Raw genomic sequence first — 19879 nt, 5'->3', positions numbered from 1 at the left:
GGCTAGCGGGCGGTGAGGCCGCGCCGGCTCGCGTCGGTGAGGGTCGGACCGCCGGCGAACGCCTGGGCGATCGTCATCCACTCCCGTGCCGCAGCGCCGGTCACCTCGAGGCCGAGGTCGTCGACCAGCCGCCGCTGGGTGACCCGCAGGCAGAAGTCCAACGCGGGCCCGCGCACCGAGTCGGGCGCGTCCGGGTCGCCCCAGGTCCATTCGGCGCCGCTGGGCGCGGTCAGGCAGACGAACACCGGGACGTCGGGCGCCTGCTGGCCGCGAACGGCATAGGAGAAGGCGCGGGTGCTGACTCCCAGATGCGCGATGTGGCGCAGCCGGTCGGTCGGCGTACGGGTCACGCCGAGCGCATCGGCGATGTCTTGACCGTGTGCCCAGGTCTCCATCAGCCGCGCCGTACCGAACGACATCGGCGACATCGACGGTCCGTACCACGGCACCCGGCTGGCGGGGTCGATGGCTGCGAGAGCGTCGATGATCTTGCGGCGCTCGTCCTGCCAGGACGGTACGAGGGCGTCGCCGAGGGAACGGATCGACGCCAGATGAGCCGCGATGAACCCGTCTGGATCGGCGAACAGCGCGTCGAGCTTAGCGCCGAACTCGGCAGGCGACTCGAGGGCTCGCCTGCCCTCCCGGTCGAAGAACCAGAGATGGCCGAGGCTGTCCGCTGCCGACCAGCCCTCTGCAGGCGTGGGCCGCGATAGCGCCGACGGGTCGGCGCTGCTGATCACCGCGTCGAGGTCGTCGGACTCGGCTCGCAGATCCGCGAGCATCCCGGCGATGTCGGCCACGGTCGGCAACCTAACAGGCGCGTCCCGCGCCGACGGCTCAGCCGGCGCCGAGGGCGGCGAGCAGCGTGGGGAGTGGCGGGTTCGTCATGACCTCACCGTTCGGGAGCTTCAGCGTCGGCACTGTCGCGTTGCCGTTGTTGGCCGCGACGACGAACGCCTCAGCTTCGGGGTCGGTCTCGATGTTGACCTCGTCGAAGTCGATGCCTTCGCGCTCGAGCCCCTTCTTGAGGCGCACGCAGTAGCCGCACCAGCTCGTGGTGTACATCGTCAGCCGGCCGCTCATCACATGCTCCCAGTCTCGATCGGTGGCACTGGCTGGAACGCGCGCACGCGATGAATCCTTCCCGTCGGCCCCGGCTCGCTGTCCGTGGCTGCTGGTTGGATTAGCTGGTGGCCGCGGATGTGCTGGATCGGGTGCTCAGCGGCCTCGACGAGGAGCAGCGGCAGGCGGTGACGGCGCCGCGCGGACCGGTCTGCATCCTCGCCGGTGCCGGCACGGGCAAGACTCGCGCGGTCACGCACCGGATCGCCTACCAGGTGATCGACGGGCAGATCGCGCCCAGTCATGTGCTCGCCGTGACGTTCACGACCCGCGCCGCGGGGGAGCTGCGGTCGCGGCTGCGCGGGCTCGGTGCCGACGGCGTACAGGCGCGCACCTTCCACTCGGCCGCGCTGCGCCAGCTCACCTACTTCTGGCCGCGGATCTCGTCGGGGGCGCGTCCGACGCTGATCGAGAGCAAGCTGCCGTCGATTCGGGCAGCTGCGGCGGCATGCAAGCTCGCCGTCCCCGTGGCGGGACAGCGTGACCTGGCGAGCGAGGTCGAGTGGGCGAAGGCGGCGCTGGTGGAGCCGGCCGACTACGCAGTCCGCGCCCGGGCGGCTCACCGCGAGCCGCCGTTCCCCTTCGAGGACGTGCAGCGGGTGTTCGCGGCGTACGAGAAGGTCAACGCTGACCGCGACCAGATCGACTTCGAGGACCTGCTGCTGCTGATGGCCGCCGCGATCGAGAACAGCAGATCGATCTCCGACGAGGTCCGCGAGCGCTACCGGCACTTCACCGTCGACGAGTACCAGGACGTCAACCCGTTGCAGCAGCGGCTGCTCGACGCGTGGCTGGGCGACCGCGACGACCTCTGCGTCGTCGGTGATCCCAACCAGACGATCTACTCCTTCACGGGCGCCTCACCGCACTACCTGCGCGAGTTCGGGCGGCGCTTTCCCGCGGCGAGCGTGGTGCGGCTGGTTCGCGACTACCGCTCGACCAACCAGGTCGTCACGCTGGCCAACCGGATCGAGCCGGAGTCGCGGCTGCGGGCTCAGGCCGGCGACGGCCCGGAGCCGGCTTTTGCCTCCTACGACGACGAGCCTGCCGAAGCGGCCGCCGTTGCCTCCCGGATCGCCGCGCTGCGCGAGGCCGGGGTGCCGCTGCGCGAGCAAGCGGTGCTGTTTCGGGTGAACGCGCAGTCGGAGGTCTACGAGGCGGCGCTCGCCGACGCAGGCATCCCGTACGTCGTCCGCGGCGGGCAGCGGTTCTTCGAGCGGCGGGAAGTACGCGAGGCGATGACCCGGCTGCGGGGAGCCGCGCGGCCGGAGTCGCAGACGTCGGGTGAGTCGCTGCCGTCGATCGTGGCCGACGTGCTCACCGCGATGGGGTATCGCGACACGCCGCCGAGCGGGGCGGGTGCCGCGCGCGACGCGTGGGAGTCGCTTCGCGCGATCGTCGGCCTGGCCGAAGAGCTCGCCGCCGCGGACCCTGCCGCAGACCTGTCGGCTTTCGTGGGCGAGCTGGTCGCGCGACAGGACGCGCAGCACGCGCCGCCGGTGGACGGGGTGACCCTTGCCTCGCTGCATGCCGCGAAGGGCCTGGAGTGGGACGCGGTGTTCCTGGTCGGCCTGGTCGACGGCACACTGCCGATCATCCACGCGTCGACGGCCGAGCAGATCGCGGAGGAGCGCCGGCTGCTCTACGTCGGGGTCACCCGTGCCCGACGGCACCTGAACCTCTCCTGGGCGCTGGCCCGCGCGCCGGGTGGCCGACGTTCGCGCAAGCCCTCCCGGTTTCTCGACGCGGTCCGCCCGCCATCGGCGCCGGACGAGCGGGCCCGTTCGCCGAAGGCGGTGCTGCCCGACGACCCGGTGTTCGCGCGGCTGCGCGAGTGGCGGCTTCGGCGGGCCCAGGACGACGGGGTCCCGGCCTTCATCGTCTTCGACAACAAGACGCTGCTCGCGATCGCGCAGCGGGTGCCGGGTGATCGCGACGAGCTCGCCGCCGTACCGGGTGTCGGTCCGAAGAAGCTGGAGCTGTACGGCGACGAGGTCCTCGCCGCACTCCGCACCTGAGCGGATGGCACCTCCGCTCTCGCGCTAAGTTCGCCGGTGTGACCGAGGCCGCGCCGCTTCCTGCGCTGCTGACCATTCTCGATCTCGAGCAGCTCGAGGTGAACATCTTCCGGGGGCTGAGCCCCGACGAGACCGTGCAGCGGGTCTTCGGCGGCCAGGTGGCCGGACAGGCGCTCGTCGCCGCGGGCCGGACGGTTCCCGACGATCGCCACGTGCACTCGCTGCACGCCTACTTCCTGCGCCCCGGCGACCCGACGATCCCGATCATCTACCAGGTCGACCGGATCCGGGACGGCCGCTCGTTCACCACGCGACGGGTGGTCGCCGTCCAGCACGGCAAGCCGATCTTTCACCTGTCGGCGTCGTTCCAGGTGGAAGAACCCGGCGTCGACACCTACCTCCCGATGCCCGCGGCGCCTGACCCCGAGACGGTCCCGACGATCTCCGAGCGCCGCATCGCTCAGGGCTTCCCGCCGATGCCGAACTGGGACCGGCCGCGGCCGGTCGACCTCCGGTGGGTCAGCGACCCGCCGTGGCTGCCCGAAGGCGACACCGCGAACCGCCACACCCAGCAGGTGTGGCTGAAGGCCAGCGGCGAGATGCCGGACGACCCGCTGATCCATGTCTGTGCGGTCACCTACGCCAGCGACCTCACGTTGCTGGACTCGGCGCTGCTCGCCGGCGGGATGACCTGGGACGACGACCGCGAGATCATGGTCGCCAGCCTGGACCACGCGATGTGGTTCCACCGCCCGTTTCGCGCCGACGACTGGCTGCTCTACGACCAGTCCTCGCCGAGCTTGTCCGGAGGGCGCGGGCTGGGAATCGGCCGGCTGTTCACGCGGGACGGCCGCCACGTCGTGTCGATGGTCCAGGAAGGTCTGCTGCGCGTCGTCGGCGAGAAGAAATAACTTTCTGATCAAGTCCGCAATAAATGCTTTGCACCGGTCTGGACCGACCCGTATGGTGCGTTCAGTTGGCGTCGGCCGAAGGCCGCGCCCGGAACCGGAGGAGGTGGCCACGATGATCAGCAACGTGATCGCGATGTCGGCCCTCCATGCTGCCCCGGTTCAGGTGGCTTCGTGGGTATCGCCGGCATCGACGTGCGCGCTTGGCACGACGACGCTCGCGGCCGCAGCCATGTGGTCGAAGCGAAACAAGGGCGCAGCAGGTGCCCCAGGCTTCTGGGATCCGGTCTGACGGAGTTCGACAGACCGGCGTTCAGGAGCCGCGGCACCCGAAAGGGTCCGCGGCTTTTGTTTTGCCGAAAACACCGCGATTTGTCCGAAACGGCACAACGAGATGGAGGAGGTGGGCAGGAGATGGCGCAGACCACCGAATGCGCACTGCCATGTCACCTGGTTGACCCGGATCTCTTCTTCGCCGAGTCACCGGCTGACGTCGAGCGCGCGAAGGCGCTCTGTCTGGACTGCCCGCTTCGGCTGTCCTGCCTGAGCGAGGCGCTCGAGCGACGCGAGCCATGGGGCGTGTGGGGCGGCCAGCTGGTCGTCCAGGGCGCGATCGTGGCGCGCAAGCGACCGCGGGGACGCCCCCGCAAGGACGAGGTGTGGGTCGCCGCATGAACGGCTCCTACGCCGCCACCCGGCTTCGAAGGAGTTCCACGATGTTTCACCCCTTGCTGTACGAGTCGGTAGCCCGCGACCAGTCGCGGGAGAACGAGCAGCGTCGGCATCGGGAGCTGGTACGACGGCTGGCGGTGCTCAAGCGCCGCCAGCGCCGGGCCGAGTCGGCCCGTCGCGCCGTACAGATGCTCTCGGTCGGGTAGGTCCACGGAACCTGCCCCAAGAGCGGATGTGCCATCCGAGCCCATAGCGGGCGCATGGCACATCCGCTCTTCCGTTTTACTGGGCGAGTGACGGATTCCGCGGCGGTGCTCCGCGACGCCGCGGTCGACGTGCTCTGCGACAGCTCGCTGTCAGCCGTCGTCGACCTCATCGGGTACGCCGATGGCGACTCCATCGTGGTGGCCAACGCGACCGGCGCCGCTCGCCTCTCGCGCCGCGAGCCGGACTCAGCCGCTGAGGTGCTCCACGGCCGCAACCCGATCGCCTCGCAGGACCCGCTCGCGTTCGCCACGTTGGTCGACGAGCTCGCCGACCCGTCCCCGGCCAACGACCGCAACTCCTACCCCTGGGCGGGCGAGCGGCTGGCGTCACTGTTCAGCGCGCCGGCGGCTCCGGACATCGCCGTGGTCCACACCGGCCGTCACTTCTGGCCCGAGCGGGGTGGGCACCGCGGCGAGCACGGGTCGCTCAACGTGGTGCAGTCCCGAGCGCCGCTGATCCTGTCGGGTCCCGCGGTGACCGCACGGGGCGTGCTCCCGCTGGCGGCGCGGGTGCCCGACGTCGCGCCGACGCTTGCCTGGTTGGCCGGAGTGCCGCTCGCCGAGCTGGGCGACATGGACGGGCAGGCGCTCGTCGACGTCCTCGTCCCGCACCCCGGCCCCGTGGTCGGGCTGCTGTGGGACGGCTGCAACTCGAACTCGTTGTACGCGTTGGCCGCGGCGGGGGAGCTGCCCGCCGTCGCCCGGCTGCTGGAACGGGGCTGCGCGTTCGCCGGTGGCGCGATCGCGGAGTTCCCGAGCGTGACGCTGGTCAACCACACGTGTGCGCTCACCGGCGTCGGCCCGGGTCGGCACGGCATCGTCAACAACGCCTACTACGACCGCAGCGAGGCGGTGCAGCGGCTGACGAACGATGCGCGTACCTGGCACCGCTGGTCGGAGTGGCTCGCCCCCGGCGTACGCACCGCCTTCGACCGGGTGCCGGGGCCGACGGCGTGCATCAACGAGCCGGCCGACTCGGGAGCGACGTACTCGACGTTCCGGCTGATCCGGGAGTCCGGCTCCTCCGGCGGCGCCTCGGACATGGACTCGCTGCTGCCCGATCCCACGACCGACCCGCACACGACGGAGGACTTCGTGGGCATCAAGGGCTACGCGTGGTCGTCGTCGGTCGACGCGGTTGGGCTGACGCAGCTGCTGGACCTGTGGCCGTCGCCGTCGGAGGCGCCGCAGCTGACCTGGTGGAACGTCCTGCTCACCGACACCGGGCATCACGAGGGCGGCCCGCACTCGGCGGTCGCGCATGCGGCGATGCGCGACGCCGATGCCCGGCTCGGCGTCTTCCTCGACCATCTCGACCGGATGGGGATGTACGAGGCCACGACGTTCCTTCTGACGTCAGACCACGGTTCCGAGGGCGCCGATCCCGACTGCCGAGGCGACTGGGACGCCGCGCTCACCGAGGCCGGGATCCCGTTCCGCGACGAGGCCTACGGCTTCCTTTACCTCGGGGAGTGACTGCCGGACCCTGACGCCTTCAGGGTCTGCCGGAACGTGTCGATGCCTAGGGGTCCTGCGCCATCCGTGCCGCCCAGCACGACACATGGAGGCCGACGACCTTGCGTCCACCCCGATTCATTCCCTGCTCCGACGCCCGGCCGCGAGCGCTGCTCGCCGTAGCCGGTCTTGCGGTCGCCGGGGGTCTGCTCGCCGCCGTCACCCTTCCCGGCGCGGGCCCGTCCGTCGCGGCGGCCAGCGCTGCCTCCATCGGTACTCGGGCGCTGACCGAGCTGCTCGACTCCGCCGCCACCGCGTCGGGCGCCGCCGCCGCACCGCGGCCGGCTCGGAATGCAATCGTCGCCGTGTCTGCCGCGGAGGTGTGGGCCGGCCCGCATCGGGTGAAGCCGGTCGACCGGCCGGCGATGCAATCGCCCGCGCACCTGCTCGACTGGCTGCACGGCATGAGCTTCTTCCAGCGCAGCCACCTCTACCAGCGCCTGGCGACCCAGGTGAGGTACGGCGAGCAGGTCGTCGTACTCGCCCGACGCGGGACACTCAGCCGGATCCGGATCCCCGACCAGACGGGCGGTCGCTACCCCACCGGCATCGTCGGCTGGATCGCCAGCCGGCAGCTCGCGGCGGAACCGGCCGACTGGGGGGCGTGGCGCCGCGAGGCGACCGTCACCGCCCGGCGGGCGCAGCTGCGCGGCACGGCCGGCGGGCATCTGCGCACCGTGGCGCTGAGCTACGCGACGACCCTTCCGGTCATCCAGGTCTCAGGCAGCCGCGTGGTCGTTGCCGCCGCAGGTCCGCTGCGAGCCGGCAGTCTGCCTCGTTCGGCGGTCAGCATCCACGCCCCCGACACAGCCGCGCTGCGCCCGTCCGGCCGGCAGGTCGTCGCCCAGGCGCGGCGCTTCCTCGGGTTGCCTTACCTGTGGGCCGGCATGACCTCATGGGGCTTCGACTGCTCCGGTCTGGCGTCCACCGTGTACTCGATGCTCGGAATCCGGCTGCCGCGCGACGCCGCCGACCAGTCACTGGTGGGCAGATCCGTGCCGCGACGTGCGCTGCGACCCGGCGATCTCGTCTACTTCTCCTACAACCGGAAGCGGTCCGGCATCCATCACGTCGCGATCTACGCCGGGGACGGCCGGGTGATCCAGTCGCCGTACACCGGCGCTCGGGTCGACGTGATGCGGCTGCGCGGCTCCTATCTCAACCGGGAGTACTGGGGGGCCAGCCGCCCGCTGCGCTGAGTGGTCAGCCCGCCGCCGGTCCGAACCAGCGCGCGATCCGGGCCGGTCCGGCGCTTTCCTTCTCCCGGCCGATCGCCAGCGAGGGTTCGGCGAACGGGCCGCCTTGGACTCCTTCGTCGGTCATGAAGGTGACCTCGACCCGGGCCACCCGGCCGCCGCCGAAGTCGATGTAGCAAGAGCCGTAGCCGTCGTACGGCGCGACGTCGCGGCCGTCGAGCTTGGCGAGGATCTGCTCGGCGACCACGCCGGCAGCGCGCTCGGCGTAGACGCCCGCCCGCGGGACCGGCGCGTCCGCGCAGTCGCCGATCGCCCACACGTCGGGGATGCCGGTCTGCAAGGTGTAGGGATCGACGTGCACCCAGCCGTCCGTCCCTGCCGGCAGGCCGGCCACCGCGGTAGGAGCCCGGTGCCGAGGTACGGCGAGCAGCAGGTCGTAGGAGATGGTGTCGCCGTCATCCAGCCGGATCAGGCCACGATCGCCGACGACCTCGGTCATCCGGGTCGAGGGGCGGAAGGTGATGCCGCGTTCGGTGAAGGCGTCCAGCAGCGCCTCGGAGGTGGCCTCGGACGGCGGCACCGGCTTGGGCAGCGGGCTGACGACGGTGATCCGGGTGTCGTCGCGACGGCCGCGTAGCCGCAGCGTGTGGTCGAGCATCAGCGCGGCCTCGCACGGCGCCGGCGGGCACTTGTACGGCGTACCGGCGACCGCGATCACCGCATGGCCCCGCTCGAAGGCGCTGATCCGGGCGGCGAAGCGTTCCGCGCCGGCGACGGAGTAGAACTCGTCGCGATCGGTCAGCCCGGGGGTGGCGGCGACGTCGAGGTCTGCTCCGAGTGCCACCACCAGCGCGTCGGCGGTGTAGCTGCCGGTCTCGGTCGTGACCGTCCTGGTGCGGGGTTCGATCGCCGTGACCGTCTCCTGCCGAAAGGTCACCGACGGACGGGCCAGGTCGCGATAGCGCGTCCGCCAGGTCTGCGACGTGACGCCGAACATCACGTCGAGCTTCGAGTAACCGAAGACGAACGAGTCGTTGCGGTCGATGAGGGTCACGTCGACCTCGCCGGGCGCCGCCTCCGAGAGTCGAGCGGCGACTTCGAGCCCGCCGAATCCGGCGCCCAGCACGAGCACGGTGAGCTTGCTCATCCCGAAGCCTCCTCACCCGCGGATGCCGATCGAAACGATCATGACGCAATGTCGCGGGCCGGGCGCCTTCACGTGGCGCGGTTGACGTCCCAGATGTGATGAACCCAGTCGTGGGCGAAGTAGCGGGCCAGCGACTCGACGGTGAAGCTCGCCCCGTCGCTGCGTCGGCCCGGGCGATCCCAGTCGCCGCCCACGACGCCGTCGAAAGTGCTCGCCACCGCGTCGCCCGCCTCGGTCAGGGCTGCCGCGACGGCGGCGGGGTCCTGCTCGTCGTAGCGGTCCTCGATCGCCGTGACGTCCTGGTCCCAGTTCGCGAACAGCGGATCGTCGCTGTCGAGCATGAGGTGCACGCGCTCGTCGTACTTGCGATAGACGTCGCGGACGTGGCAGGCGTACTCGAGCGGTGACCAGGTCGAGGGGTCGGGGCGGGCACGTACGCCGGGACGGGCGAGTACGTCGCGCCATCGCGCGGCGTTCGCCCGGACCATGGCCGCGATCTCCTCGCGCGGGAAGGCCCACGACTCGAAGCCGCACTCCGGGCACCGCTCGCGGAGCACCCAGGTCCAGTCCTTGCCATCCGGAGCTATCGACACCGCGCCACGCAACCACACCCCCCTGCGCCGAGCCCAACCTTTTTGGTCTTTCAACGGGTAGTGAAAGACCAACAACGTTGGGCTCGACGCAGGGGTGCTTAGGCTCTGGGTGTGAGCCGGGTGGGTGTGGCGGCGCGGGAGCAGGTGCGGTGGTTCGCGCTGCACCGGCTCGCTCGGACCGTGCTCAAGATCCAGGCGCGTCGCGGCGACCCGGTCAGCAGGCTGCTGTTCGAGCCCGGGGCGCGCGAGGATCCGTATCCGCTGCTCGACGAGATCCGCCGCGGTGGCCGGGTGATCAAGGCGCCACTGGTCAACGCGACCGCTGACTACGGCATCGTGTCGGGTGCGCTGCGGGACAGCAACGCGTTCAGCGTCGCGCTCAACGACGCGAGTGGTACGCCGAGGCTCGTCCAGTGGCTGTTCAGCGCGGCCGACCCGGAGCTGGCCAGCGTCATCGACGCGCCGTCGTTGCTGGCGGTCGACCCGCCCACTCACACCCGCTACCGCCGGATGGTGTCGAAACCGTTCACCCCGCGTGCGCTGCAGCAGGTCGCCGACCGGGTCGAGGAGCGCGCGGTCGAGCTGCTCGACGGGCTGCAGGGACGTGACCGCGTCGACGTCGTCGCGGACTACGCCAACCTGCTGCCGGTCGCGGTGATCGCCGAGATCCTCGGCGTACCCGCCGACATGCGCGACCAGTTCCTGGCGTGGGGTCATGCTGCCGCGCCGGTCCTCGACTTCGGCGTCACGCACCGCGACTACACCGCGATCAACCGTGCACTGCGGGCAATGAACGGGTGGTTCAACCAGCACTTCGAGAACCTGCGGCGCAAGCCTGGCGAGGACATCCTCAGCCAGCTCGTCAATGCCGAACCCGAGGACCGGCTCACCGACCTGGAGCTTCGTGCGACGGCGCTGCTGCTGCTCGGCGCGGGCTTCGAGACGACGGTGAACCTGCTCGGCAGCGGGGTCGCGGTCCTGGCCGCGTCGGCGAAGTCACGTCAGCGGCTCGCGGCCGACCCGGCGCTGTGGGAGCAGGTGCCCGACGAGCTGCTGCGGCTGGAGAGCCCGGTGCAGATCACCGGCCGGGTCGCGATCATCGACACCGAGGTCGACGGGTATCCGATCTCGCGCGGCACGACCTTGTTGTGCTTCCTGGGCGGCGCGAACCGCGACCCGGCCGTCTTCGACAACCCGGCGGAGTTCGACCTCGAGCGGCCGAACGCGCGCGACCATCTCGCGCTCAGCGCCGGCGTGCACTACTGCCTCGGCGCGAACCTGGCCCGCATGGAAGGCCGGGTCGGTCTGCGACTGCTCTTCGAACGATTCCCGGATCTGCAGGTCGTGCCCGGCTCAGGTCGCCGGCGCGACCTTCAGGCGCTGCGCGGCTACGAGTCGCTGCTGGTCGACCTCAACGCGTGATCAGCGGGGAGACCAGCGGGAGGTACGCAGCAGCCGGCTGCGCCAGGTGTCGCGGTAGTTCAGGGCCTCGTGCATGAACATCCCCGGCTGCTTGAGCTCGGCAGGCGTGTCCTTGGTGAGCAGGTTGAGCAGCAGGTTGTTGTCGAGGACGCGCTGCCAGAGGACCGCCTCCTTGCGCCGGCCGGCGCCGTACGCCGGCTGGAAGCACAGCTCGATGTCGAGCAGGCGCGAGTCCTTCGGGCGCTTCTCCATCGGCTCGTAGTAACCGGTGCCCCAGAAGCTGGTGTAGTCGACCAGCGAGGCGTGCGGCCAGCCGGTGTCCTCCATGTACACGACCGGGTCGTGGTCCTGTGGCGTCGTGGGGACCGTGGCGAAGTCGACGTCCTGCAACGGGGACCACGGCACCGGCAGCATGATGGTCGAGGACACGCCGTGGCGCATCGCGTCGAGGTCGGTCTGCCAGTCGCGCAGGTCACCGGTCTGCAGTCGCTGGGCCAGTCGCTGCCATGCGGCGCCGTCGCGCACTGCGGTGACGGTGACGACGTGGTACGCCGGGCCGGTCCCGTGGATCCAGTGCAGGTACCAGAGCAGCCGCGCGTCGTCGCCCGTCGCGAGCATGGGCATCCACTCGTCGCGGAGCTTCGCCTCGAACTCCTCCTCCGACCGTCCCCTCACCTCGTGCACCTCGTGGACGTACAGCACCTCAGCCCCCAGTCACGATGCGGACGACCGCCAAGCGGTCGACCTTGCCCATGTCGGTCAACGGCACTTCGTCAGCGAACACGACGAGCTCCGGCGTCTTGTACTTAGCGATCCGCTCAGCGCACCACTGCTGGAGGGCGCCTGTGTCGAGCGGCTCACCTGTCACCACGATCGCGCCGACCCTTTCGTTCATCTCCGGGTCGGGTACGCCGGCGACCGCAGCGTCGACGACCGCCGGGTGCGAGCGGATCGCGGCCTCGACCTCGGCCGGTCCGAACTTCTCCCCGCCGCGGTTGATCGTGTCGGCGAGCCGGCCGTGCGGGTAGAGGTAGCCGTCGGCGTCGAGGCGTACCAGGTCTCCGGTGCGCAGCCAGCCGTCCTCGACGTTCTGGTCCGACTGCACGAGCAGCTCCCCGACCTCCCCGGCCGGAACCTCGCGGTCGGTCGCCGGATCGACCACCTTCACCACCACGCCGGGGACGAGACGTCCCACCGACTCGCGATGCACGGGATGGCGGCTGTCCTCCGGGGTGCTGGCGGTGATCCCGCCGAGGGTCTCGGTCTGACCGAAGGTGTTGACGAAGCCGGTCTGTGGCATCGCCTCGGTCAGCCGGCGCAGCAGGTCGGCGGGCATCGGGCTGGCGCCGAAGGTCACCATCCGCAGGCTCGACAGGTCCGCGGTCGGGAAGTCGGGGTGGTCGGCGACCCGCGCCAGCATGGTCGGCACCATGAACGTCAGCTCGACCCGGTGGGTCTCGACGAGCCGCAACCATTCGCCGGCGTCGAAGCGTGGCTGGACGACGACGGTGTGCCCGCCGCTCAGGCACACCATCGCTCCGATCAGCCCGCCGACGTGATGGGTGGGCACGCAGAGCAGCCGGACCTGCGCAGCGGGCGGGTCGACGTACGCCGCGAGCCGCGCGGTCAGCGTCGCGGCCGGGACCGGCACCGGTTTCGGCAGACCCGTCGTACCGCTGGTGAACAGCAGCAACCCGTTCTTTCCCTGCGCCGTCGCCGGCGAGTCGTCGCCGGTGAACGGGTCGAGCAGTTCCTCGGTCACCAGCGGCAGGTCGAGGCCGGTGACGCGGTCGGTGTAGCCGGACTGGACGACCGCCGCTGCTCCAGCGCCGGCCAGCCCGACCAGCTCGGCGACCTCCGCGGCGGTCAGCCGAGGGTTCAGCAGCGCCGGGGTCGCGCCCAGACGCATCGCGGCGTAGGTCGCGGCCAACGCCAGCCGTCCCGGGTTGGCAATGACGTAGACCAAGCCGCCGACCTCGACGCCCGCCGCGCGCAGCCGCGCTGCCGCGTGCCGAACGGCGGCCGCGAGCTCGGCATAGGTCCAGGTGAGGTCGGGATCGACGATCGCCGCACGATCCGGGTCGCGCAGCAGCAGGTCGTCAGCGACGGTACGAAGGTCGAGCGCCACCTATGTGATCTATCACGCGCGGCGCTCGCTAGGGGTGGACGTCGGTCCTGGTCAGCGATCGGGGCTGAACGGTCTGCTCGCAGGCGGCGCACTCGATTTGCGGTTCGAACACCGCGCCGCAGCTGTGCTCGTACACCGGCGGCATGACCGTGCCCATCACGTGGGTGTCACCCCAGTGCTTCAGCGTCATCATCACCGGCCGCAGGTCCCGGCCTTTGGCGGTGAGTGCGTACCGGTGGCGCAGCGGCCGCTCGGAGTAGGCGTGGCGCTCGATCACGCCGAGCTCTTCCAACCGGCGCAGGCGCGCGGTCAGGATGTCGCGAGGCGCGCCGGTCCGGGCGGCGATCTCGTTGAACGTGTCGACGCCGAACAGCAGCTCACGGACAACCAGCAAGGACCACTTCTCGCCGATCACGTCGAGCGCGGCGGCCACCGAACACTCTCGGCGCGGGGATGCCTCGATTCCTGGGTGGTCGGATCCCGAGCGGGCGGTTGCGGTGCGGCTCACTAAGGGATTGTCGCACAGAGGGTTGGCAAATCAAACTCGGTCGGCTAGCGTGCCCACCATTCGGTTGGAAATCCAAACCCACCTGCCATCACCTTTTGCGAGGGTCACATGTCGACGACATCGATTGCTGCCGCCACCGGCACGACAGCGCCGGCGAGCGGTGCTGCAGTCACCGCTGCAGCGACGCGCTACCGGTCGGTGCTGATCGTGTTGTCGACCGCGTCGTTCATGGCGAGCCTCGACCTGTTCATCGTCAACGTCGCGTTCGCCGACATCGGCCGCGACTTCGACGGCCAGTCGCTGGGCAACCTCAGCTGGATTCTCAACGGCTACGCGGTGCTGTACGCCGCCCTGCTGGTGCCGCTCGGACGCCTCGCCGATCGCTACGGTCGTCGCACCGGCTTCCTCGCCGGCCTCGGTCTGTTCACCGCCGCGAGTGCGGCGTGCGCCGCCAGCCCCGGGCTGTGGTCGCTGGTGGCCTTCCGCGGGTTGCAGGCGGTCGGCGCCGCCGCGCTGACTCCCACCAGCCTCGGCCTGTTGCTCGCCGCCACCCCCGCAGATCGCAAGGTCAAGGCGGTCCGGATCTGGGCGGCGATCGGTGCCCTCGCCGCCGCGTTCGGGCCGGTCGTGGGCGGCTTGCTGGTGCAGCTCGACTGGCGCTGGGTCTTCCTGGTGAACATCCCGATCGGGGTCGCAGCGCTCATCGCCGGCTACCGCGTCCTCAGTGACTCGCACGACCTGTCGGTCGAGCGCATCCCCGACCTGCTGGGTGCAGTGTTCATCGTGGTCGGCGTCGGCTCGTTTGCTCTGGGCCTGGTGAAAGGTCCGGACTGGGGGTGGGGTTCGCCGGGGGTCGTCGCTGCCTTCGTCGTCGCGGCATCCGCGATCACGATCTTCTGGCGCCGCTCCGGCAGCCACGACCTGCCGGTGATCGAGCTCTCGCTGCTGCGAGTGCCGTCGTTCGCCTGGTCCAACGTCACCGCGGTCGTGTTCAACGCCGCCTTCGGTGCCGGGCTGCTCGCGATCGTGCTCTGGCTGCAGGAGGGTTGGCACTACTCGGCGATTCGCACCGGCCTCGCCGTCGCGCCCGGTCCGCTGATGGTGCCGCTGTTCACCGCGGTGGCGCAGCGGCTGGCGTCGCGCGGCGTCGCGCCGGGGCGCCTCGCCGCGCTCGGCTGCGCGCTGTTCGGCGTCGGGACGCTGATGGTCTCGGTGGCGGTCGGGGCGAGCCCGTCGTACGCCGCCGACATGCTTCCCGGCTGGTTGGTCGGCGGAGCCGGAGTCGGCTTCGCGTTCCCGACGATCATGAGTGCGGCGACCGCCGACCTCCCGGCAGCGCGGTCGGCGACCGGTTCGGCAGTGGTGTCGATGTCGCGGCAGATCGGACTGGTGCTCGGAGTCAGCGTGTTCGTCGCCGTCCTCGGCTCACCGGTTGGCTATGGCGCGCTCCATCACGGCTTCCAGCACGCCTGGTGGACGATCGCGGGCCTCGACCTGCTCGCTGCGATCACCGCGTTGGGGATGACGCCCCGCCGAGGCTGAAGGACTACGACAGCTTCGGTTCTAGCAGACCGCCGACGTACCGGGCGATCTCCTGGCCGTCCTCACCCCATCCCTTGGCGGGGAACGTGCCGTGACACACCAGCACGTTGCACTGCGGGTTCGTGACGAGGTCGGTCGCGAGCACGGCGGGGCTGATGAAGTTGACGGGGTCGATGTCGTAGTCCTGCGGGGGTGAGCGGTACGGGCCGGGATCTCGGATGTGCTGATCGGTGACGCCGCGCATCAGCAACCGGAAGAAGTTGTCGTAGAGGTCGGAGCCGCCGGGCGAGGCGCTGAGGACGCCGGGCAGGTTCAGAGTCGTGTCGCCGAACGCGCCGGTCCAGGTCACCGTCATGTGCAGGGACGGGATGATGAAGTTGTTCTGCTGCAAGGCGCCGACCATCGCGAAGAGGTCGCGCGGTGCGGCCGGGATCATCCGGTGGTGAACCGTCTGCGCGCTCGGGATGTTGGCGCTGGTGCACCAGCGCCCGGCGTTGACCCAGAACAGCAAGCCGTAGCAGCGGTTGGTCGGGGTGGGCGTGCTCAGCATCCGGATGTAGCGCTTGGACAACACGCGATGACCGCGCCAGGCGCCGTCGTCGACCATGAGCAGGCCGAGCTTCGCGAACTGCGTCGGCGGGATGAACAGGTTCGCGTAGCCGTAGGTGTTGCCCGACCGGTCGCGTAGCCAGAAGTAGCTGTCGAGCGGGATGCCGATCGGCCCGAACAGGTGTTGCTGGGCGTATTTCTGGAGGTCTTCGCCGACCGCGCGCTGGACGACGTACGCCAGCAGGTCCGGCACCCGTTGGGTGTACTCGAAGAACCTTCCGGGTCGGTGCACCAGCGGCTGAGCCAGCGCCTCCTGGGCGACGTCGGGGTCGGTGCCGGTCGAGGCGAACTCGGTGAGGATCGACTCACGAAGTCCGGCGGTCTCGGTCAACAGGTCCCGGATGGTGATGGCGCGGTGTGCCGTGTCACCCCAGCCGGGACCGTGCGGCAGGTACTTGCCGATGTGGTCGGACAGCTTCAGCTCGTTGTGGTCGTAGGCGATGCCGGTCAGGATCGAGATCACGCTCTTCGTCGAGCTGAAGACCTCGTACGCCGCGTTGTCGGTGACCGAGTCGAGCAGGCCCGCCGCGACCCGGCAGTTGTTGCGGAAGATCTGAACGCTCGCGCGCAGATGCGTGTCGGCGTAGTTGATCGCGTCGGCGACGTCGGCGGCGCGCAGGTCCTCCTGGGCCGGCGTCGCGCTGCCCACCTGCTGGCCGGCCGCCGGCAGCGCGCAGTGTTTCATCGGCGATCCGGCGCGGGCGCCCGCGGCGCTCGTCGCTGCCGAGCCACCGGCGAGCAGCGCGGCGACGAGCAGCCCGCTCGCCAGGACTCGTCTGGTCACGCCGGTCAGGCTTTCGGGACGTCCGGGTGGCCCGCCTGGCTCTGGTCGATGATGGCGACGATCTCGTCGACGTCGTCGCTGACCTGGATCAGGTCGAGGTCGGCCTCGTTGATCATCCCGTGGGCGAGCATCGTCGAGCGCAGCCAGTCGAGCAGCCCGCCCCAGTAAGCCGAGCCGTAGAGGATGACCGGGAACGAGGTCACCTTGCGGGTCTGCACGAGGGTCAGCGCCTCGAACAGCTCGTCCATCGTGCCGAAGCCGCCCGGCAGCACGACGAACGCCTGGGCGTACTTGACGAACATCGTCTTGCGTACGAAGAAGTAGCGGAAGTTGACCCCGACGTCGACCCACTCGTTGAGGCTCTGCTCGAACGGCAGCTCGATGCCCAGCCCGATCGAGACCCCGCCCGCGTCACTGGCGCCCTTGTTCACCGACTCCATGACGCCGGGACCGCCACCGGTGATGACCGCCCAGCCAGCGCGCGCGAGAGCGGCGCCGAGCTGCACGCCTGCGGCGTACTCGGGGGAGTCCGGCTTGGTCCGAGCTGAGCCGAACACGCTCACCGCGCGGGGCACCTCGGCGAGCAGACCGAATCCTTCGACGAACTCCGACTGGATCCGCAGCACCCGCCACGGGTCGGTGTGCACCCAGTCCGACGGGCCGCGGGTGTCGAGCAGCCGCTGGTCGGTGGTGGTGGACTGCACCTGGCCCCGCCGCAGCCGGATCGGCCCGCGTTGCTTCTCCGGGGTGGCGCCGCCGAGCACCGGCTGGGCGTCGGGCAGGCGCTCTGGGTCGACTGAGGTCACGATCGGACCTTACGTGGACGAGGACCCGTCGCGCGGCGGCGGACCGTCACTCGCCGCTGAGGTAGCGGCGCAACGTCCGTTCGCACTCGGCGATGAGGGGGACCTCGACGTACTCCTCGCGGGTGTGGGCGAGGTTCGGGTCGCCCGGCCCGAAGTTGAGCGCCGGGATGCCGAGCGCGGCGAAGCGGGCCACGTCGGTCCAGCCCAGCTTCGCCTGCGGCTCGCCGTCGACCGCGTCGAGGAAGTCGCGAGCGGAGGGTTCGCCGAGCCGTGGTGGTGCGGCGGGCGCGGAGTCGGTCAATACGCACTCGAACGGGGCGAGCACCTCCTGCACGTGGGCGAGCGCGTCAGCCTCGCTGCGGTCGGGGGCGAACCGGAAGTTGACCGCGATCGTGCAGCGGTCCGGCACGACGTTGCCCGACACGCCGCCTTCGATGCGGACCGCGTTGAGCCCCTCGCGGTACTCGCAGCCGTCGATCTCGACTCGCCGCGGCTCGTACGCCGACAGCCGGGCGAGCACCTCGGCGGCGCCGTGGATGGCGTTCTCGCCCAGCCACGACCGCGCGGAGTGGGCGCGGCGGCCGGTGACCACGACCAGGACGCGCAGCGTGCCCTGGCAGCCCGCCTCGACCCGGTTGGACGTCGGCTCCATGAGCAGCGCCAGGTCGGCGGCGAGCCAGTCCGGGTTGTTCTGCGACACCCGGCCGAGCCCGTTGTGGGCGGCGTCGGTCTCCTCGTTGTCGTAGAACAGCCACGTCACGTCGTGGCGCGGCTGCTCGACGGAGGTGGCCAGCCGCAGCATCACCGCGATGCCGGCCTTCATGTCCGACGTACCGCAGCCGTAGAGCTTGTCGCCGTCGCGGCGGCTCGGCAGGTTGTCCGCCACCGGCACCGTGTCGAGGTGACCGGCGATGACGACGCGCTGCGAGCGGCCGAGCTCGGTCCGGGCCATCAGGGCATCGCCGTCGCGCTCGACGTGCAGGTGCGTCGCGCCGCGCAGGATCGACTCGACTTCGTCGGCCAGCCTGGTCTCGCCGCCGGAGGGCGACGGGATGTCGACGAGGGACGCAGTGAGCGCCTCGCCGGACAGATTCGGGTCGATCACGGCGTACACGCTACGGGTGGCGGCCGGTATTTCCGCTTTGTGTGACCTCGTAGGGTGAGCGGCGTGGGGTTTCGTGAGGATGCGGCGTCCGGGCGGGGGTTGGCGACCTACGACGGGTCCGGGCGGGTGCTCGAGGCGTGGTTCCCCGTGCCCGTCCTCGGGTCGACGCCCGCGGAGCCGGGCGAGGCGCTGCGACCGAGCGTCGATGAGATCCGCTCGGTCAAGGTCGAGCCGGTCGAGGTCGTGGTCTCCTCGCTCGCCGACCCGCCGGCGGATGCAGCCGACGCCTATCTTCGGCTGCAGCTGCTCTCGCATCGGGTGATCCGGCCGCATGAGGCCAACCTCGACGGCATCTTCGGACTGCTCGTCAACGTCGCCTGGACCTCACTCGGCCCGATCGGTGCCGACGAGGTCGACGCGGTGCGGGCGCGGGCGCGCGGCGCGGGGGTGCGTCTGGAGGTGTACGGCGTCGACAAGTTCCCGCGGATGACCGACTACGTCGTACCGAGCGGGGTGCGGATCGCCGACGCGGACCGGGTCCGGCTCGGCGCTCACCTCGCGCCGGGCACGACGGTCATGCACGAGGGGTTCGTGAACTTCAATGCCGGCACCCTCGGCACCTCGATGGTCGAGGGGCGGATCTCCGCGGGAGTCGTGGTTGGCGACGGCACCGACATCGGAGGCGGAGCCTCCATCCAGGGCACGCTGTCCGGCGGCGGCCAGATCGTCGTGTCCCTCGGCGAGCGGTGCCTGCTCGGAGCGAACTCCGGCATCGGGATCCCGCTCGGCGACGACTGCGTGGTTGCCGCGGGTTGCTACGTCACCGCGGGATCGAAGGTGACGCTGCCCGACGGCGAGGTGGTCGCCGCTCGTGAGCTCGCCGGGATCAGCGGGATGCAGTTCTGGACCAACACCGTCACGGGTGCCCTCGAGGCGAGGCCGCGGACCGGTTCGTGGGGTGGTCTCAACGCGGCGCTCCACGCGCAGTAGGCGTGACGCCGTGAGCACACCGGAGGATCGCCAGGGGTTGGTGATCGAGCCCGCGGATGCCGGCTCGGAGGAGGCCAGGGAGCTGGTCGCGGCCTACCTCGCGGAGGTCCAGAAGGCGTTCGGGTACGACGCCAGCCGCGGCGGCGCGGTGTCGGAGGCCGACTTCGTGGCGCCGAACGGCCGGTTCCTCGTCGTACGTGACGAGCGCGGATCGGCGGTCGGCTGCGGGTCGGTTCGCCTGCTCGACCCGTCGACGGCGGAGGTCAAGCGGATGTACCTCAGCCCCGCGTTACGCGGCCGCGGTGCCGGGTGGGCGTTGCTGGAGGCGCTCGAGGCGGCTGCGGTCGAGCTGGGCGCTTCGGTCGGCGTACTCGACACGAACGCGACGTTGACGTCGGCGCTTGCCCTCTACCGGGCGGCCGGGTGGCAGGAGGTGCCGGCGTACAACGACAACGCCGAAGCAACCCACTGGTTCCGCAAAGAGCTCGGGTGAGAGCGGCCGGCGTGCTCGCGGGCTCGCTAGTGGCCGCCGCCCTCGCCGGCTGCAG

At 70.7% G+C, this 19879-nt stretch carries 21 protein-coding genes; 11 read left to right on the top strand and 10 right to left on the bottom strand.

The features are described from left to right. Positions 1 to 2: 2 nt before the first annotated feature. Both VG899_13000 and VG899_12995 read right to left on the bottom strand, forming a co-directional pair. Entirely contained in the window at positions 3 to 800 is a 798-nt protein-coding gene (locus VG899_13000) for a TIGR03084 family metal-binding protein (protein ID HWA67271.1), read from the bottom strand. A 37-nt stretch (positions 801 to 837) separates the two neighbouring features. Next, the gene (locus VG899_12995) at positions 838 to 1083 is read right to left on the bottom strand and encodes a glutaredoxin domain-containing protein (protein ID HWA67270.1); all 246 of its coding nucleotides are present in this window, start codon (positions 1081 to 1083) and stop codon (positions 838 to 840) included. A gap of 119 nt (positions 1084 to 1202) precedes the next feature. Here VG899_12995 and VG899_12990 point away from each other — a divergent pair, with 119 nt between their 5' ends. The 7 genes from VG899_12990 (at position 1203) to VG899_12960 (ending at position 7700) form a co-directional block, all read left to right on the top strand. Beyond that, on the top strand, positions 1203 to 3140 hold the full coding sequence (locus tag VG899_12990; protein HWA67269.1) for an ATP-dependent DNA helicase UvrD2: 1938 nt from the start codon (positions 1203 to 1205) through the stop codon (positions 3138 to 3140). Between the two features lie 38 nt (positions 3141 to 3178). Continuing rightward, positions 3179 to 4051, top strand: a complete 873-nt coding sequence (locus tag VG899_12985; protein HWA67268.1) for an acyl-CoA thioesterase II — start codon at positions 3179 to 3181, stop codon at positions 4049 to 4051. 112 nt (positions 4052 to 4163) lie between these two features. Then, the gene (locus VG899_12980; GenBank protein ID HWA67267.1) at positions 4164 to 4340 is read left to right on the top strand and encodes a hypothetical protein; all 177 of its coding nucleotides are present in this window, start codon (positions 4164 to 4166) and stop codon (positions 4338 to 4340) included. 122 nt (positions 4341 to 4462) lie between these two features. Continuing rightward, positions 4463 to 4723, top strand: a complete 261-nt coding sequence (locus VG899_12975) for a WhiB family transcriptional regulator (GenBank protein HWA67266.1) — start codon at positions 4463 to 4465, stop codon at positions 4721 to 4723. Further along, complete coding sequence (locus VG899_12970) at positions 4708 to 4926, top strand: hypothetical protein (GenBank protein ID HWA67265.1); 219 nt, start codon at positions 4708 to 4710, stop codon at positions 4924 to 4926. Before VG899_12975 ends, VG899_12970 begins: the two co-directional genes overlap by 16 nt. A gap of 87 nt (positions 4927 to 5013) precedes the next feature. Next, positions 5014 to 6462 (top strand): alkaline phosphatase family protein, encoded by a 1449-nt coding sequence (locus VG899_12965; protein HWA67264.1) that lies wholly within the window; start codon positions 5014 to 5016, stop codon positions 6460 to 6462. Between the two features lie 101 nt (positions 6463 to 6563). After that, positions 6564 to 7700: a C40 family peptidase gene (locus tag VG899_12960; protein ID HWA67263.1), complete on the top strand. Its 1137-nt coding sequence runs from the start codon at positions 6564 to 6566 to the stop codon at positions 7698 to 7700. A gap of 4 nt (positions 7701 to 7704) precedes the next feature. On the opposite strand, the gene VG899_12955 is transcribed toward VG899_12960, so the two are convergent. Beyond that, positions 7705 to 8844: an FAD-dependent oxidoreductase gene (locus VG899_12955; GenBank protein HWA67262.1), complete on the bottom strand. Its 1140-nt coding sequence runs from the start codon at positions 8842 to 8844 to the stop codon at positions 7705 to 7707. Positions 8845 to 8912: 68 nt separating this feature from the next. Beyond that, positions 8913 to 9437, bottom strand: coding sequence for a DinB family protein (locus tag VG899_12950; protein HWA67261.1), 525 nt, complete (start codon positions 9435 to 9437; stop codon positions 8913 to 8915). 111 nt (positions 9438 to 9548) lie between these two features. Between VG899_12950 and VG899_12945 the strand changes: the two genes are divergently transcribed. Continuing rightward, positions 9549 to 10859, top strand: a complete 1311-nt coding sequence (locus VG899_12945; GenBank protein HWA67260.1) for a cytochrome P450 — start codon at positions 9549 to 9551, stop codon at positions 10857 to 10859. On the opposite strand, the gene VG899_12940 is transcribed toward VG899_12945, so the two are convergent. From VG899_12940 to VG899_12930, 3 genes are read right to left on the bottom strand one after another with little or no spacing between them, the layout of a single operon-like run. Beyond that, complete coding sequence (locus tag VG899_12940; GenBank protein ID HWA67259.1) at positions 10860 to 11534, bottom strand: hypothetical protein; 675 nt, start codon at positions 11532 to 11534, stop codon at positions 10860 to 10862. 28 nt (positions 11535 to 11562) lie between these two features. Then, the gene (locus VG899_12935; GenBank protein ID HWA67258.1) at positions 11563 to 12987 is read right to left on the bottom strand and encodes a fatty acid--CoA ligase family protein; all 1425 of its coding nucleotides are present in this window, start codon (positions 12985 to 12987) and stop codon (positions 11563 to 11565) included. Positions 12988 to 13015: 28 nt separating this feature from the next. Beyond that, on the bottom strand, positions 13016 to 13495 hold the full coding sequence (locus VG899_12930; GenBank protein ID HWA67257.1) for a helix-turn-helix domain-containing protein: 480 nt from the start codon (positions 13493 to 13495) through the stop codon (positions 13016 to 13018). 108 nt (positions 13496 to 13603) lie between these two features. On the opposite strand from VG899_12930, the gene VG899_12925 reads away from it, so the two are divergent. Further along, the gene (locus VG899_12925) at positions 13604 to 15037 is read left to right on the top strand and encodes an MFS transporter (GenBank protein ID HWA67256.1); all 1434 of its coding nucleotides are present in this window, start codon (positions 13604 to 13606) and stop codon (positions 15035 to 15037) included. 4 nt (positions 15038 to 15041) lie between these two features. Here VG899_12925 and VG899_12920 read toward each other — a convergent pair whose 3' ends face one another. The 3 genes from VG899_12920 to dapE form a co-directional block, all read right to left on the bottom strand. Further along, on the bottom strand, positions 15042 to 16430 hold the full coding sequence (locus VG899_12920; protein HWA67255.1) for a serine hydrolase: 1389 nt from the start codon (positions 16428 to 16430) through the stop codon (positions 15042 to 15044). 5 nt (positions 16431 to 16435) lie between these two features. Continuing rightward, positions 16436 to 17212, bottom strand: a complete 777-nt coding sequence (locus tag VG899_12915; protein ID HWA67254.1) for a TIGR00730 family Rossman fold protein — start codon at positions 17210 to 17212, stop codon at positions 16436 to 16438. Between the two features lie 70 nt (positions 17213 to 17282). Then, the gene (dapE, locus tag VG899_12910; GenBank protein ID HWA67253.1) at positions 17283 to 18338 is read right to left on the bottom strand and encodes a succinyl-diaminopimelate desuccinylase; all 1056 of its coding nucleotides are present in this window, start codon (positions 18336 to 18338) and stop codon (positions 17283 to 17285) included. Between the two features lie 66 nt (positions 18339 to 18404). Here dapE and VG899_12905 point away from each other — a divergent pair, with 66 nt between their 5' ends. Together VG899_12905 and VG899_12900 are read left to right on the top strand one after the other, a co-directional pair. After that, positions 18405 to 19331, top strand: coding sequence for a DapH/DapD/GlmU-related protein (locus VG899_12905; protein ID HWA67252.1), 927 nt, complete (start codon positions 18405 to 18407; stop codon positions 19329 to 19331). A 10-nt stretch (positions 19332 to 19341) separates the two neighbouring features. Beyond that, complete coding sequence (locus VG899_12900; protein ID HWA67251.1) at positions 19342 to 19824, top strand: GNAT family N-acetyltransferase; 483 nt, start codon at positions 19342 to 19344, stop codon at positions 19822 to 19824. Positions 19825 to 19879: the final 55 nt, after the last annotated feature.

It is taken from the genome of Mycobacteriales bacterium (genome assembly GCA_035550055.1).
Taxonomy (GTDB): Bacteria; Actinomycetota; Actinomycetes; order JAFAQI01; family JAFAQI01; genus DASZTV01.
This window is presented reverse-complemented; position numbering and strand designations above follow the sequence as displayed.